Annotated in this window: 15 protein-coding genes and 2 tRNA genes; 10 read left to right on the top strand and 7 right to left on the bottom strand. The window is 54.6% G+C overall.

What is annotated here, in order from left to right; translation table 11 throughout:
- From AC2FNE_RS08810 to AC2FNE_RS08800, 3 genes are all read left to right on the top strand, one after another.
- Positions 1-495 (top strand): hypothetical protein (locus AC2FNE_RS08810; RefSeq protein ID WP_496805198.1); only part of this gene is annotated, 495 nt, incomplete at its 5' end.
- A gap of 5 nt (positions 496-500) precedes the next feature.
- Entirely contained in the window at positions 501-1,355 is an 855-nt protein-coding gene (locus AC2FNE_RS08805; protein ID WP_496805197.1) for a universal stress protein, read from the top strand.
- 8 nt (positions 1,356-1,363) lie between these two features.
- Positions 1,364-2,116 (top strand): sulfite exporter TauE/SafE family protein, encoded by a 753-nt coding sequence (locus tag AC2FNE_RS08800; protein ID WP_496805196.1) that lies wholly within the window; start codon positions 1,364-1,366, stop codon positions 2,114-2,116.
- Positions 2,117-2,202: 86 nt separating this feature from the next.
- On the opposite strand, the gene AC2FNE_RS08795 is transcribed toward AC2FNE_RS08800, so the two are convergent.
- The 4 genes from AC2FNE_RS08795 to AC2FNE_RS08780 all read right to left on the bottom strand — a co-directional run bounded on the left by AC2FNE_RS08795 (position 2,203) and on the right by AC2FNE_RS08780 (position 6,947).
- A complete protein-coding gene (locus AC2FNE_RS08795) occupies positions 2,203-3,024 on the bottom strand; it encodes an alpha/beta fold hydrolase (protein ID WP_496805195.1) in 822 nt (273 codons plus the stop codon).
- Between the two features lie 24 nt (positions 3,025-3,048).
- Complete coding sequence (locus tag AC2FNE_RS08790) at positions 3,049-5,043, bottom strand: tripartite tricarboxylate transporter permease (RefSeq protein WP_496805194.1); 1,995 nt, start codon at positions 5,041-5,043, stop codon at positions 3,049-3,051.
- Between the two features lie 76 nt (positions 5,044-5,119).
- Complete coding sequence (locus AC2FNE_RS08785; protein WP_496805193.1) at positions 5,120-6,217, bottom strand: Bug family tripartite tricarboxylate transporter substrate binding protein; 1,098 nt, start codon at positions 6,215-6,217, stop codon at positions 5,120-5,122.
- Positions 6,218-6,242: 25 nt separating this feature from the next.
- Positions 6,243-6,947 (bottom strand): GntR family transcriptional regulator, encoded by a 705-nt coding sequence (locus AC2FNE_RS08780; protein ID WP_496805192.1) that lies wholly within the window; start codon positions 6,945-6,947, stop codon positions 6,243-6,245.
- A 96-nt stretch (positions 6,948-7,043) separates the two neighbouring features.
- Here AC2FNE_RS08780 and AC2FNE_RS08775 point away from each other — a divergent pair, with 96 nt between their 5' ends.
- The 3 genes from AC2FNE_RS08775 (at position 7,044) to AC2FNE_RS08765 (ending at position 8,754) form a co-directional block, all read left to right on the top strand.
- Entirely contained in the window at positions 7,044-7,865 is an 822-nt protein-coding gene (locus tag AC2FNE_RS08775; RefSeq protein WP_496805191.1) for an amidohydrolase family protein, read from the top strand.
- Between the two features lie 374 nt (positions 7,866-8,239).
- Complete coding sequence (locus AC2FNE_RS08770) at positions 8,240-8,443, top strand: hypothetical protein (protein ID WP_496805190.1); 204 nt, start codon at positions 8,240-8,242, stop codon at positions 8,441-8,443.
- Complete coding sequence (locus AC2FNE_RS08765) at positions 8,443-8,754, top strand: hypothetical protein (protein ID WP_496805189.1); 312 nt, start codon at positions 8,443-8,445, stop codon at positions 8,752-8,754. Before AC2FNE_RS08770 ends, AC2FNE_RS08765 begins: the two co-directional genes overlap by 1 nt.
- A 125-nt stretch (positions 8,755-8,879) precedes the next feature.
- Here AC2FNE_RS08765 and AC2FNE_RS08760 read toward each other — a convergent pair.
- Together AC2FNE_RS08760 and AC2FNE_RS08755 are read right to left on the bottom strand one after the other, a co-directional pair.
- Positions 8,880-8,954: transfer RNA gene (locus tag AC2FNE_RS08760), tRNA-Asn, on the bottom strand.
- A gap of 74 nt (positions 8,955-9,028) precedes the next feature.
- On the bottom strand, positions 9,029-9,943 hold the full coding sequence (locus tag AC2FNE_RS08755; RefSeq protein ID WP_170607803.1) for an MBL fold metallo-hydrolase: 915 nt from the start codon (positions 9,941-9,943) through the stop codon (positions 9,029-9,031).
- Between the two features lie 44 nt (positions 9,944-9,987).
- On the opposite strand from AC2FNE_RS08755, the gene AC2FNE_RS08750 reads away from it, so the two are divergent.
- The gene (locus AC2FNE_RS08750) at positions 9,988-11,307 is read left to right on the top strand and encodes an ATP-binding protein (RefSeq protein ID WP_496805188.1); all 1,320 of its coding nucleotides are present in this window, start codon (positions 9,988-9,990) and stop codon (positions 11,305-11,307) included.
- A 19-nt stretch (positions 11,308-11,326) separates the two neighbouring features.
- Here the strand turns inward: AC2FNE_RS08750 and AC2FNE_RS08745 are convergent.
- Positions 11,327-11,403 (bottom strand) — tRNA-Ile (locus AC2FNE_RS08745).
- Between the two features lie 107 nt (positions 11,404-11,510).
- Between AC2FNE_RS08745 and purM the strand changes: the two genes are divergently transcribed.
- From purM to rnd, 3 genes are all read left to right on the top strand, one after another.
- Complete coding sequence (purM, locus tag AC2FNE_RS08740) at positions 11,511-12,557, top strand: phosphoribosylformylglycinamidine cyclo-ligase (RefSeq protein WP_496805187.1); 1,047 nt, start codon at positions 11,511-11,513, stop codon at positions 12,555-12,557.
- Positions 12,554-13,150 (top strand): phosphoribosylglycinamide formyltransferase, encoded by a 597-nt coding sequence (gene purN / locus AC2FNE_RS08735; RefSeq protein ID WP_496805186.1) that lies wholly within the window; start codon positions 12,554-12,556, stop codon positions 13,148-13,150. Before purM ends, purN begins: the two co-directional genes overlap by 4 nt.
- 116 nt (positions 13,151-13,266) lie before the next feature.
- Complete coding sequence (gene rnd / locus AC2FNE_RS08730; RefSeq protein WP_170477663.1) at positions 13,267-14,424, top strand: ribonuclease D; 1,158 nt, start codon at positions 13,267-13,269, stop codon at positions 14,422-14,424.
- The last annotated feature ends 6 nt before the right edge of the window (positions 14,425-14,430 follow it).

Here is a 14,430-nt window from a genome sequence, read left to right as displayed (position 1 = left end):
CTTCTGGATCAGGGGCTCGACGTTGCTGATATCGAAAAGATCGATCTCATCATGCCCGACGACCGCCTGACGATCGTCGACAACCGTGACATGCCGGATGTATGCCTTCAGCATATGGTTGCCATCACGCTGATCGACGGCGGCGCGAGTTTCGAGACCAGCCACGACAAGGCAAGAATGTGCGATCCGGCCGTTCTGGCCTTGCGCGAAAAGATGACGGCCATTCCGTCGCATGAACTAACCATCGCGCGGCCCGCCCGGCAGGCCATCCTTGAGTTCGGCACCAAGAGTGGTGCCACGTTCCGCCATCATACCAAGGTCGTCTACGGCACGCCGGGCAACCCGATGTCGCCTGAGGACGTACAGGCAAAAGCGCTCGAACTGATATCGCCGATCCTTGGAAGCAAAGTGTCCAATGCTCTCGCTGACGCCGTTTGGAGCCTTGAGGAGATCGAAGACATCAACGCGTTGGCAGCCATCGCGAAAGGGGAATAACACTCATGGATCCCAAAGTCATTCTGATGCCGGTCTATTCGCGCGGCAACGAGATCGAACGTTTGCGCGGCGCCCTGTCGCTCGCCCGTCACTTTAACGCCCATCTCAGGGTGATTTTTGCTCAGTCGAGGCCAAGCGACCTGCTGGGGACCGAGCTCATTGCCCTTTCAGCAACCGTGCGCGAGCAAGTCATTTCAATCATGGATGATGACGCGAACCAAAATCGCGGCGAGTTGCGGAAAAACTTCGAACAGCTTTGCAACGAGAACGACGTCGTCATTGCGGTTAAGCCTGAAGACGGGCTGCCAACGGCGTCCTGGTGCGAGATCAACGGCGCACGAAGCGAACTTATCGCGATTCATGGCCGGGTCAGTGACCTTATCGTGATCCCGCATTCAAAATCGGGCGATGCGACCGCAACATTCGAAGAGGCTATCCTTCACACTGGGCGGCCCGTCTTTCTCGTGCCGCGCGGCATGTGGGAGATTAATATCACCAAGGCCCTCATCGGCTGGGATGGCGGGCTGGAATGCACAAAGGCAGTCCGGCAGGCGCTGCCTTTCCTCAAGCGCGCGTCGGGTGTGATTATTGGGGCCGGACCAGATACCCCGTCGGATAGACCCACCGCACGGGATGCAGCCGATTACCTAGCCTATCATGGGGTATCCGCTGAGATTCAGCTTATTGACGAAAAGGCCGCATCCACGGGCGCCGCCCTCCTCAATCTGGCGGCCGGCCAAAGTTGCGACTTGCTTGTGACAGGCGCCTACGCGCATACCCGCTTGCGCCACAGGCTCCTGGGTGGCGTCACAAGCCACATGCTTAAACACGCAGAGATCCCAGTGCTAATGGCACACTGAAGCCCAGAGTGTCCGACGCAATGCTCTTCGAGTACGCTATGATAGCGGCGGCGGCCTTTGCCGGAGCCCTCGTCAGCGGTTTGGGGGGCTTTGGCGGTTCATTCATCATTGTCATTGTATTGACCCCCGTGGTCGGGCCTAAAGCGGTCATCCCTCTCATAGCGGTCTATGCGATCTGCGCGAATCTTTCTCGCATTTATTTTTACTGGCGCACGATTGCCTGGAAGCCTGCGATCCAGTTCACGGTCGCGTCATTACCCGGCATTTATCTTGGCGCGAGCTTCCTGCGCGAGATACCGGATACCTACTTTCTTGGCTTTCTCGGCGCGGTTCTGATCCTCATCCTGCCTGTGCGCCGCTATCTAAAGCGCGCCTCGTTTGAGCCGGGAATCAAGACGATTGCCGGTCTAGGGCTGGCCTTCGGGTTTATGAGCGGAACGGCCGCCGGATCGGGTATGCTGGTCATCGCGTTCTTTAATAGCATCGGTCTTAGCGGACCGCGCTTGCTGGGAACTGACGCCGTAATCGGCCTCGCCAACGCCCTGTCGAGGTCAGGCACGTTCTACGGCATGGGTCTCTTGGACCAACGGCTGATCCTGCTTGGTCTCTTTATGGGGCTGGTCACGTTTCCCGGAACATGGGTTGCAAGCCGATTGGTCCGCCTGATGGGAACGCGTGTGCATGATTATTTGATTGAAGCTTTGATTGCTGTGTCCGGAATAGTGTTCATCTACAATGCCTTTCGGGGCCTGGATTTCTGAAGTTCCTCGCGGCTCAGCACAAAACCTTGCGTCATGGATTGAGCCAACCGGCCCAATGTTTCGCATTCGACGAGGACAACGTCGGCTTAGAACTGGTCCAGAAACTCCAGTAATTTGGTCGTGCAGAAATCGGGATGGCTCAAGTGGATCATGTGAAACCGAGTCGGAGCATGCCAAATACGAAAATCCGCCAATCCCTCACGCAGCAAGCCAATCTGCTGTTCGCTCGTTATTTGCCCGCTCGTTGGGTACAGGCCGAGCACCGGCACGTGAATCTTGGGGAGAAAATCCTTGGCGTTTGCTGCGTTGACAATTTTGGACATCGCGATTTGGGTGGTGGCATCACCTTTGGAAAACTCGTCAACGTACCAATCAAAGAGACCTGGGTTCTCTTCTTGCGACAGCCGCGTGATTTTGGTGGTCTCAGCGACCCACTTGCGAATGCCAAGCTGCTCCATCGCCTCGATGCGCGATCCAAGCCCCAAGGAGTACTTTTGCTTCATCTTCGTTTCGATGAAAACCGGCGCCGCAACCAGCGTCAGTGATTCCACTCGGTCCGGGTGCTGAGCGGCCAGTGCCATGCCCAAAATGCCTCCCATTGACTCACCGCAGAAATGAACTTTTTGGATTTTCAGATGATCCAGCAAGCGGAGAATGTCCTCAATCAGAGCCTCGACGCTCAACTGCTTGTCCGGATCGCTGATCTTAGAGGATTTGCCGAGCCCCCGCATATCGGGTCGGATCACCGCATATTTCGCCGCTAGAGCGGGCACCCAACGGTACCAGAAATCACCGGAGCGACCATTGCCGTGCTGCAAAAAGATGGGCGTCTTCTTGTCCCAAGGGTCGCTGAAGTCATCCAGGTGGTAGTGCAGTTGCAAATTGCCTGAAACAGGGAATATGGGCATGAATTTTCTCCGTCCTTACGAGCCTCAGAGACCTATCTGAATCATCGGAATGACACTCTGTGGGAGGTCTCGTCCCAACAGTTCGGACAATCCGACAACCAACCCAGCGCCGACCAACCCGCCAGAGACCGCTTTGTACCAGCGGACGTTTGCCCTGAAGATAAGAAAGAGCGAAACGAAAAGTGTCGCGCCAATCGCAAACCCGAACGATGCTATCATGCCAACCAGCCCAACGATCCAAAACAACCCTTGCCAAATCGAACGCGGAGGAAGCGTCTCCGCGGCTTCTGCATCATAATGCAGCGACGGCGACTCCTCGTTTCGATAGACTTGCCAGATCAAAACAAACGCGGCCAACAGCCCAAGCGCTGAAACAGAGATGGGGAAGATCTGGTCTATAAAGCTAGACAGCCCCATTGAATCAATCATTGCAAAGGCCAAAACGGCGGCAACGAATACCGCGAAAATCAACGGCGCTGTTCGGGAACCGAACGGAGGGGTATGATCCTCACCTTGCGGCTTATTCCGCATTGCGAGCCACAAAGACCCTGCAATAACAAATAGAATACATATCCCGACCGGAGAAAGAAGATACCCAAGAGCGGAAGACCAGCCGCCGATTGTGTGCCGAACGGTTGCGATTTGGGTCGCCTGATACGTGTAAACCTCTGCTTGGCTAGCGAGAACAAACCCAATCAAGAAGGCCGGTCGTGGCCAATCAAACCGTTTAAGCATAATACCGAGTATGCCAACACAAACCAAAGCGACAAGGTCCCACAACGTACGTCCTGACTGGAATGCAGTGAACGAAATCACGATCAATAGGAATGGAGCGAATAACGGGAATGGGATCGTGGTGAGACGCGCAATCCCGCCAGAGAAGGCAATCGCTAATCCGGCACCTACAACATTTGCGAGCGCAAGTGACCAAACGATCGAATAGGTTAGTGGCAATTCCTGGCGCATCATCGCCGGGCCTGCTTCGATGCCCAACAAAACCATACCGGCAAGGAAAACAGCCATCGCGCCAGAGCCCGGAACACCAAAGAGCAGCGTCGGGACGAGACCGCCCCCTTCTTTGGCATTATTGGAGCTTTCCGGCCCGATCACGCCACGAATTTCGCCCTTGCCGAAGCGCGATCTGTCTTTGGTAGTTTGAACCGTATGCCCGTAGGCGATCCAATCAACGACGGCGCCACCCAATCCGGGAATAACCCCTACAATCACGCCAATCGTTGCGCAACGGATCGATAGCCATCTGTTTTGCCACCAGTCTCGAATGCCTTCGAACCAACCAGATCCCAATCCCCCAGATTTGGAAATCGGTTTGTCTTCCCGCAAAAGCCCTAATATCTCAGGGATTGCGAAAATACCCAGACCGACAATTACAAGCGTCAACCCGTCTTGAAGGTACCAGTTGCCGAATGTCATGCGTTGAGACCCTTCGGCAGGCGCCTCCCCGATGGATGCCACAATCATTCCCAAGGCAACAGCGATCAGCCCCTTCAACGGGCTGCGACCTGAAAGCACCGACACCATCGAGAAACCAAGAACCGTGAGCAGCAAAAGCTCTGGCACGCCAAACGATAAGACTAACGGCCGCGCCACAAGAATAAAGACACTTAGAACGACGGCGCCAAACAGTCCGCCAAATAGAGAGGACATAAACGCTGCTGACAAAGCGCGCGCTGCGTGCCCTTGGCTTGATAAAGGGAAGCCGTCCAAAACAGTGGCCTGAGACGCCGCAGAGCCCGGTATCCCCAAAAGCACACTGGCAAATGTATCAGACGTCGGAATGACAGCCACCAGTCCGATCATCAATGCAAGACCAGACGCGGCGTCCAGCCCGTAGACAAATGGAAGGACGAGAGACAAGCCCGCGATGCCGCCAAGACCCGGCAGAACACCCACACATAGGCCAACCACAACACCCAAACACAAATAGAGAAATGTTGATGGCGTCGCGATTATGCCCGAGGCCTCGGCCAAGGCGGGCAGTGCCGTATTGAGAAGATCCACAGGCTACCTCTCGTTCTTAGAACTTAAAAACCGGGCAATCGCCGCGATTGCCCGGTTGTCTGAAGGGTTTGATCAATCAAAGATCAACGTTGAACTTGTCACGTAGCCAATTGATGACCCAGGCCCGCGTGTCTTCAGAGATAGTTGTGCCAAGCTTCAACTGTATCTCTGCAGTCTCGCCTGTGCCCTGAGGATAAACTCCCAACTCCTTGCCAGAGGATGCGACGAAGTCAGCGTCTGCCACGACATCTTCAAAGGCTGCTGTATAGGCAGCAACGATTTCATCAGAGGTGCCCTTCGGCAGGAAAACCATCTTCTGAGCCGAGAAACCAGCAACAAAGAACGCTTTCCAAGCTTCCCATTCAGGGCCGGCCGGCGCCTCGCCTTTAACCTTTTCAAGGATTTCGACGAAGGTTGGGACATCTGGGAAAGTCGGATCACGAACGATATTCCCATCTGCGTCAACCGCACCGAAAGAGAACAGTGGTGCAGCGAGCCCTTGCTCAACCAAGGGCACAACGCGTGAGAGATACCCAGAGGAGGTTTGCCAATCGATGTTGGCTTCACCACGTTCAAACATCAAACGGCCTTCGCCCCGACCCGAAATGCCGAACACCGGCCGTGCATCCAAGCCAAGCATCTCAAATCCAAGAAGCGGAACCAGATCCAGCCGGGTCGCGCCCTGGGAACCCAGAAGGAATATATTCTCGGCCATTGTTGCGACGGGATCAGCCGCAAAAGCTTCGGAGATCTCAGGCGTTGTGTAAACAACGCCACCCGTGGATGAAACAAGAACGACCGACCAGTCAGAATACTCATACTCAACGCGTGGATCGCCCAACAGGTATGGCAACTGAGTGGAGCCACCGCTCCCGAAGATGGTCAGTCCGTCCGGGTCGACACGTTGTGCAAAGTGGTTCGCGCCGCGGGTTGACCCAGCGCCTGGCATGTTGATAACGGCCACTGTTGGCTTGCCAGGAAGCGCTTCCGAAAGGAATGGCGCATAAAAACGCGCCCAGCGATCTGATCCGCCTCCTTCGTTAAAAGGGATAATCCACTCAACTGTTTCACCTGCGAAACTTACGTCGGCTTGCGCACCTGACGCTGCAAAAGACATGGCACCTATGGCGAGACCAAACGCCGCGCGTCGTGTATTGGAGAATAGTTCTTTCATGTTTGCCCCCCTCAGGCGTTTCGAGTCAGCGAATACTCGCGTGATAATTGAATTCTTTCGCCAACCCTCGGCTGCGCCTCCACTCCAACGCGACATCGTCATAGGCATAAGCGATCCGGTCGATAACGATGACCGGTTCCGATGGTTCGACCTTGAGAATGGACGAGAACTCTACTCCCGCGGCTTCGACCGTAAGATACTCTTCGGCGCGAGCTACGATTTGTCCGCATTCGCGATCGTAAACTGGGTAAAGAAGCGGGCCGATTTCCTGCTCCTCAATCTCGAGGAATGCTGAAAAGCGCGGGAGTGGAAGCCAAATTTCCTCGACAAGCACTGGCTTTGAGTCAACCAGACGCAACCGGTTCATGAAGATCGCATCCGCGCCTACGTCAATCGAAAGCGCCTGCGCAACATGTTCGGGTGCTGGCAGAAGCAACCGTCGCAAAATGCGGCTTTCTGGCTCTAGATCCAACCCGTCGGCGCCCAAGAACCGAAAGAACCGAAACATTGAACTGTCAAATCTTGGATGGCGTACAAAGGTACCTTTACCGTGCTGACGTTCCAGAATTCGTTCATCTACAAGAATAGCGATGGCTTGGCGCACTGTTCCGGGTGCAAGACCATAATGCATTGCAAGCTCTGTTTCGGAGGCGATTTGATCGCCCGGTCTACGCTTTCCAAGTGCGATTTCCGTGCGAATGCTGTCGGCGAGCCGCAGGTACTTCGGCAATCTGTCATCTCCTGAAAGCACACTGGCCTGCATCATTGACCTCCCATATTCTAACTCCTATGGTCTTCTATAGGACTAGAGGAGTCAACATCAAACATGAAATTGACCGGCGCCAACGTTCTCATGGATGAACCAAGCGGAGACTTTGACGCTCACGCTCATGTCTTTGAGAAGGATTTGCCGTTCGCCCCGGGGCGGCGCTACACACCGACAAACACGGCAACGCTGCCCATGTTGTCAGAAAACCTAAGAACAATTGGTCTAGACGGGGCCTTGTTGGTGCAGCCGAGCTTTCTTGGATGCGATAATTCTTATATGATTGAAGCACTTGAGATCGGAAAAAACTCCGATCTCACATTTCGCGGGGTGGCCGTCGTAAGCCAAGATGCGTCGGAACAAGAACTTGTCGATTTGGCGAAAGCTCAAGTAATTGGCGTGCGTCTCAACCTCATAAAACGAGATCAAATTGAGCGATTCAACATAGAGGATTGGTCCAACGTACTGAGCGTCGCTAACACGCTTGGTTGGCATGTAGAATTACATTGTGAAAGTCGTGATATCCTCTCAATTCTCCCGGCGCTCTTAGACCGCTGCGAAAGAATCGTCATTGATCATTTCGGTAGACCAAACCAAATGGCACCACTCGAATGTCCCGGATTCAAGTACCTCGTGGGCAATAAATCCGGTCAGCTTTATGTGAAAGTTTCAGCACCTTATCGTGTGTTTCCAAACAGCTCAACAAGTGCCTTACACAGCAAAGCTGCCGCTCTTTTCTCGGAACTCCTTTCGGCGCTAGGCCCTTCCCGTTTGATGTGGGGCAGCGACTGGCCGTGGACACAACACGAGCATCTTGGACTCTCCTACGAGAAAACGAGGGCTTGGTATTCGTCTTGGGTGAACGAAACCCAAGACGACTAGGGCTCCCAAATCTCGAGAGGTTGATTTCACTGGGAGGCTGCCTCGAGCCGGTCAGAGGGCATGCCCAGCGTTTGTGCGCTGAAAATGAACGGCAGCTAGGTCCCGCGACCTGTGAGTTCCTCTCCAACACTTTGCTGCATCATGTACGAACGGCGGATTCTCTGCCGCCGCGCAGCGTTGTATGCGATCAGGGCGGCCTCCGGGTCGCCCTTTTTCGCGGCACAGCGTTTAAACGTTCTACCTACTGAAATTAAACACTTTTCTTGACTCCCGACGACCGCGCGCCTACGTTGGGCGCATGGAACAGAATCGCTCATTCCTCAGTCACCTCCAACCTGCGCCGCATCGGCGCGGGCAACACAGGAGACTGAAAGATGAAGACCTACACGATTAGCGATACCGTCCTTCGCACCTTGAACGAGATCGACGACCAGGAAGGCATGGCCTCGGGCACGATTGTCACCGGCGACGGCACCTTCCACTTCGTGCGCAACGAAGAAACTGACTGGCACGATTGGACGCTCGAGATCGACATCGGGCCTGACCCTCGCGAGACCTTGAAGGCGGAGGTCGCGTGATGGAACTGCATCCCTACCTCAAAGCGTGGCTCGAAACGATCCAGGCAGGAGAACACTACAGCGACGAACCGATTGTGGAAGTTTGCTACGAGGACGAGTTAGGCCTTCTGCTGCTCGACGGCATCGCCTTCGAGGGCAAGTTGCTCGAAGAGGTCCTCGAGTATTGCCCCGTCGTGCGCGAGGCGTTCCACGCGGAGTACTTCGACCGGAACTACAAGTTCTCGGACATCGCAACGGGCAATCCCGCGTTGCAGGTGGAGCCCGGCTGGCCCAAGGTCATCAACTTGGGCGAAATCTCGAAGGGCGCCTGACCTTTGACAATGCGGGCGGCGTCGAAAGGTGCCGCCCGTTTTCGTGGCAGCACCGAAAATGTTGCAGAGTTGTTGCAGAGCGTGCCCAGCGGCGCGCTCGATTTTCTGCTAACCCATTGATTTTTTGGCTCCGGCGGTAGGGATCGAACCTACGACCAATTGATTAACAGTCAACTGCTCTACCGCTGAGCTACGCCGGAACTGACCCGCGTATAGCAATCCGGATTCTGGTCGTCCAGAGGGGAAGCGCCTCAAGCGAAAAAAAATCTTTAGGTCACGTCAACCTGTTGAAAACAGCGTTGACTGACAGCTCGGGTTCCGGGTTGACGATGGATCTTTCCGTCAAATCGACCAAGTGCGCGAAGACGTTTCGTTCTGCAGCGGGCAGAAGGGCTGCAGGCGTATCCAAATAGATGCGCTGGGCCAGATCTTTGGCCGTCGCTGTATGATCTTCGAGCGCCGCCAGTATTTGTTTCTCTCGACCCAATCGATGTTCGATCAACCAGTCTAATCGGGCGGCTGGATCAGTGACAGGTGCTCCGTGACCTGGATGAAAAACGGACCAACTTCGTGCTCTCAGCTTACGACATGATGCCATAAAATCCGTTAGATCCCCGTCCGGAGGCGAGACGAGTGAACTAGCCCAACCCATCACGTGGTCTGCGGTGAAACACATATCATCCAACGCCAAGGAAATATGATTGCCCAGATGGCCGGGCGTGTGGATTACCTCGAGCGCCCATCCGTCGCCTTTAACAATTTCTCCGTCAGTCAACTCTTTGTCCGGGCGAAAGCTTGCATCAATGCCTTCACCCCCGCCAGCAAGCCCCTGTTTGGCAAGCTGGGTCATGATAGCGCTACGTCCGGCCTCTGCTCCGCCGAACGCCAGAATCGGGGCGCGGGAGTGCCGAGACAGCGGCGCGGCCAAGGGTGAATGGTCCATGTGGCTGTGCGTCACAATAATGTGGCTAATGTGCTGACCGGGCTTGAGTGCGCCCAGAATCGATTTCAGATGGGCTTCACTTGGCGGGCCCGGGTCTATTACCGCGATGTCTCTTTCGCCAACTAAGTAAGTGTTGGTGCCTCGATAGGTCATCGGAGAGGGATTGGGTGCCAAAATTCGTCTTGCGCCGTGCGTCAAGGTGACAACCTCGCCAGGTTGGGCGTTGAAATCATCGGGAGCCTGCATTCTGACCTCTTTCTCTTACCCAATCGGCTCGTTAGGTTTAGCGCATGTCTTCGCACTGGCTCAAACCATATATGCCGCGCAGCCTATATGCCCGGGCAGCACTAATCCTTGTTGTGCCCGTTGTTGTAGTGCTTCTGGTCGTCTCTATCGCGTTCATGCAAAAGCATCTTGAAGATGTGACCGCCCAGATGACGCGAAATGCTGTGCGAGAAGTGAACCTTGTAACAGATGTCATGCAAGGTGCTGAAACTCAGCAAGAAGCGCTGGCAGCGGCACAGCCGGATATGGAGGCCCTTCAAATGACGGCCAGGTTCTTGCGTCCCAACGAAGAGCCTGAGGTCGGAAAGCGCCGTTGGTATGATTTCATTGCTCCGCAACTTGTGAATGAGTTGCGCGGTGCATTGCCTGAATTCGTTGCAATTGCATTGCCCCGGGGGCAGCCGGTGCGACTGTATCTTGCAACGGACCTTGGAATTCTGGAATTGGCGTTTGAGCGCAGGCGATTGTCGCCTGTGGCGCCCCACCAACTCATCGTCACAATGGTGTTCTTTGCCGTTTTGATGACTTCGATTTCGTTCCTGTATATGCGAAATCAGTTGCGCCCTATTACCCGGCTGGCGGAGGCGGCCCAAGCCTTTGGCAGAGGACGAACCGTGCCGTTTTCACCCAGTGGTGCAATCGAAGTACGGGCAGCGGGCAATGCATTTGTGGACATGCGAACTCGGATTGAACGACAGATGGAACAGCGCACTCTTATGCTGTCTGGTGTCAGTCACGATTTACGCACGCCACTTACGCGGCTCAAGCTGGGTCTGTCGCTTTTGCCTGAGGATGAATCAGCTCCGTTGATGAACGATGTCAATGAGATGCAATCCCTACTGGATGCGTTTCTTGAGTTTTCGCGCGGTACAGCCGAGGGTTCTCCCGAAAACGTGGACCCGGCAGTTTGGTTGCGTCAGATAACCGAAGACGCTTTGCGGGCGGGTCACAGTGTAAAATTGGTATCTGTTGAAGGGCAGGGGACAGTATCGTTCCGTCCCATGGCAATGCGTCGTGCAGTTGAAAACCTTATCGGGAACGCCGTCCGCTATGGTACTTGTGCAGAGGTCAGTTTGACACTGACGCCAAAATCCATGCGCATCCGCGTCGAAGATGACGGCCCCGGAATTCCAGTCGAACAGCGGACCGAGGCCGTCAAACCGTTTACACGGCTGGATCCTGCCCGAAACCAAAATCTGGGCAGTGGTGTGGGATTGGGACTTGCAATCGTCGCTGACATCGCAAGAGCACACGGAGGCGCATTGAGGCTAGGTAAAAGCGAAAACCTCGGCGGTTTGTGCGCCGATATCATTATTGGCAGGTGATTTTTGAATCTTAGTAATGTGGTAGGCCCGGAGGGACTCGAACCCCCAACCAAAGCGTTATGAGCGCTCTGCTCTAACCAATTGAGCTACAGGCCCGCCTGAGCGCCCTGCGTATCACGATCACGGCCCGCGTCAAGCCTGACCGTTGCAACAAGTCGCACAATCGAATAACTCGCGCCCAACGTAAAACAAAGGGATAGGCCATGACAGCGGGCAAGAACGGAATAACCTATGCCGACGCCGGCGTGGATATTGATGCGGGAAACGCGTTGGTTGATCGAATCAAGCCAGCAGCTAAACGCACCAACCGCCCTGGTGTAATTAGTGGGTTGGGTGGGTTTGGAGCGTTGTTCGACCTTAAGGCGGCAGGTTATTCAGACCCAATTCTCGTCGGCGCCACAGATGGCGTTGGCACTAAATTGCGGATCGCAATTGATACGGGCTTGGTCGACGGTGTTGGAATTGACTTGGTCGCAATGTGTGTCAATGACCTGATCTGTCAGGGCGCTGAGCCGCTGTTCTTTTTGGATTATTTTGCTACCGGAAAATTGGACGCCGACACTGCGGCACGAATCATCGAGGGTATTGCCGAGGGCTGTGCGCAATCGGGATGTGCCTTGATCGGTGGTGAGACGGCAGAGATGCCTGGTATGTACCCGGAGGGTGATTTTGATTTGGCCGGTTTCTCCGTTGGCGCGATGGAGCGGGGGGCTGCTTTGCCCGAGGGTGTGAAAAAGGGCGACGCCCTATTGGGCTTGGCCTCTGATGGGGTTCATTCCAACGGATACTCACTTGTTCGTAAATTGGTTGAGATGTCTGGGCTGGATTGGACCGACCTGTCGCCCTTTGGCAGCGGGACGTTGGGCGAAGCGCTGTTGACGCCAACCCGGTTGTACGTGAAGCCCGCACTTTCGGCGATCCGGGCGGGCGGAGTGCATGCCTTGGCGCATATAACAGGTGGCGGGCTAACCGAAAACTTGCCCCGCGTTCTGCCTGACACAACGGGTGCGGAGATCGACCTTAAGAGTTGGGATTTACCGCCGGTGTTTAAGTGGATGGCCAAAATAGGTGGTATTTCTGGATCAGAGATGCTCAAGACATTTAACTGCGGAATTGGCATGGTCGTCGTTTGCGCGGATGAACGGGCTGACGCGCTTGCCGAATTGTTGTCGAACGCGGGAGAGACCGTGGTTCGCATTGGAACAGTGACGGATGCTTCCGGTGTTACCTACTCAGGCAGCTTGTCGTGAAACATAAACGTGTTGCCATCTTGTTGTCTGGTGGCGGTTCAAACATGGTTGCGCTAGCAGACAGCATGACTGGCGAACATCCGGCGCGGCCTTGTTTGGTATTATCCAACGATCCCACCGCAGCTGGTTTAAAAAAGGCGGCAGATCGGGGGATTCCCACATCAGCGGTGGATCATCGCCCATTTAAAGGTGACCGCAGTGCTTTCGAAGCCGAATTGCGGAAACCATTGCAGGATGCTCGCCCGGATATCGTGTGCCTAGCGGGGTTCATGCGAGTTTTGACCGCTGATTTTGTGTCCGACTTTCAGGGCAGAATGCTGAATATTCATCCGTCTTTGTTACCGAAATACAAGGGCCTCAACACACATGCTCGTGCAATTTCGGCTGGCGATGCCGAACATGGTTGCACAGTGCACGAAGTTACTGCTGCGCTGGATGACGGTCCGGTTTTGGGGCAGGCGCGGGTGCCGATCAATGTCGGAGATACTCCCGAAACGCTTGCAGCTCGAGTTTTGGTTTGGGAACACAAGCTTTATCCGGCTGTCCTGAGACGCTTTGCCGCCGGAGATAAGACGCCTGTTCAAATGCCCTGAGGTCGTTCGGGTGATTTACACGGCCCTACTGTTCGGCCTATGGTCGCCGTCAACGCTCGGAACGAGGATAAACAGACGGGCAGTCACTAATAACAAGAGCAAGAACAGAACCGCGCATGAGAACATTGAAAACGACGCAAGAGTTGGCCGATTTCTGTGCGGTCGCTTCCAAGCACCCATATCTGACACTCGATACCGAATTCCTGCGCGAGCGGACGTATTATTCCAAGTTATGCCTGGTACAGCTTGCCTATCCGTCGGAAGACGAGGACAGCGCAGTTCTTGTAGATCCACTGGCGGAGGGTATGTCGCTGGAACCTCTTTACGAACTTTTCAAGAATGAGAAGGTCGTCAAAGTCTTCCATGCCGCTCGTCAGGATCTTGAGATTTTTTGGTTCGAGGCTGGAGTTTTTCCGACGCCACTTTTCGACACCCAAGTAGCGGCGATGGTTTGTGGCTTTGGCGAGCAAGTCGGTTATGAGACACTGGTGCGGAAAATTTGCCGAGAAGGTGTCGATAAAACTTCGAGATTTACTGACTGGTCGCGTCGCCCGTTGTCTGACGCGCAAAAGACATATGCATTGGCCGATGTGACCCATCTGCGCAAAATTTATGAACATTTGGCAGCTGAATTAGAAAAATCCCGCCGCAGTCATTGGGTTGCAGAAGAGCTGCGGATACTGACACAACCGGAAACCTACAACGTTCGCCCTGAGGATGCATGGCGTCGTGTAAAGACACGAACAAACTCCGGTAAGTTTTTGGCGGTGGTGCGCGAACTTGCCCATTTCCGTGAAGGTTATGCGCAAGACAACAACGTTCCTCGAAGCCGTGTATTTAAAGATGATGCCTTGATTGAGATGGCGTCAATTAAGCCAAGGACTCCTGCTGATCTGGGTGGATCGCGACTTCTCTTGCGAGAAGCCCGCAAAGGACCAATAGCAGATGGTATTCTTGCTGCCGTGAAGCGCGGTATGAACTGTCCTGCCGACGCCTTGCCCAAAGTGGATAACAGTCGCGACAAGCTAAAGGTCAATCCGGCGTTGGCCGATCTGCTGCGAGTGTTATTAAAGTCGAAAACGGAAAGTTCGGGTGTAGCCGCAAAGTTGATCGCATCCAGCTCCGAATTGGATCAGATAGCTGCAGGAGAACGGTCGTTGCCAGCGATGTCAGGTTGGCGGTTCGAGGTCTTTGGAGAAGATGCGCTGAAGCTTTGTGAGGGCAAGATTGCCCTTGCTGCAAAAGGTCAGTCAGTTCGAGTAGTGTCACTTTAACTCGCG

The sequence above is a fragment of the Ruegeria sp. YKSD179 genome, assembly GCF_059612885.1.
Note: the sequence above shows the minus strand (reverse complement) of the source record. Positions and strands in the feature narration are given on the sequence as shown.

Bases quoted from the DNA above. Each gene is read 5' to 3' on its own strand.
- AC2FNE_RS08755 (WP_170607803.1), bottom strand. From the start codon at position 9,943: ATGCAGGCTCCCGATGATTTCAACGCCCAACCTGGCGAGGTTGTCACC.
- AC2FNE_RS08805 (WP_496805197.1), top strand. From the start codon at position 501: ATGGATCCCAAAGTCATTCTGATGCCGGTCTATTCGCGCGGCAACGAG.
- AC2FNE_RS08770 (WP_496805190.1), top strand. From the start codon at position 8,240: ATGAAGACCTACACGATTAGCGATACCGTCCTTCGCACCTTGAACGAG.
- AC2FNE_RS08765 (WP_496805189.1), top strand. From the start codon at position 8,443: ATGGAACTGCATCCCTACCTCAAAGCGTGGCTCGAAACGATCCAGGCA.
- AC2FNE_RS08795 (WP_496805195.1), bottom strand. From the start codon at position 3,024: ATGCCCATATTCCCTGTTTCAGGCAATTTGCAACTGCACTACCACCTG.
- rnd (WP_170477663.1), top strand. From the start codon at position 13,267: ATGAGAACATTGAAAACGACGCAAGAGTTGGCCGATTTCTGTGCGGTC.
- AC2FNE_RS08785 (WP_496805193.1), bottom strand. From the start codon at position 6,217: ATGAAAGAACTATTCTCCAATACACGACGCGCGGCGTTTGGTCTCGCC.
- purM (WP_496805187.1), top strand. From the start codon at position 11,511: ATGACAGCGGGCAAGAACGGAATAACCTATGCCGACGCCGGCGTGGAT.
- AC2FNE_RS08775 (WP_496805191.1), top strand. From the start codon at position 7,044: ATGAAATTGACCGGCGCCAACGTTCTCATGGATGAACCAAGCGGAGAC.
- AC2FNE_RS08750 (WP_496805188.1), top strand. From the start codon at position 9,988: ATGTCTTCGCACTGGCTCAAACCATATATGCCGCGCAGCCTATATGCC.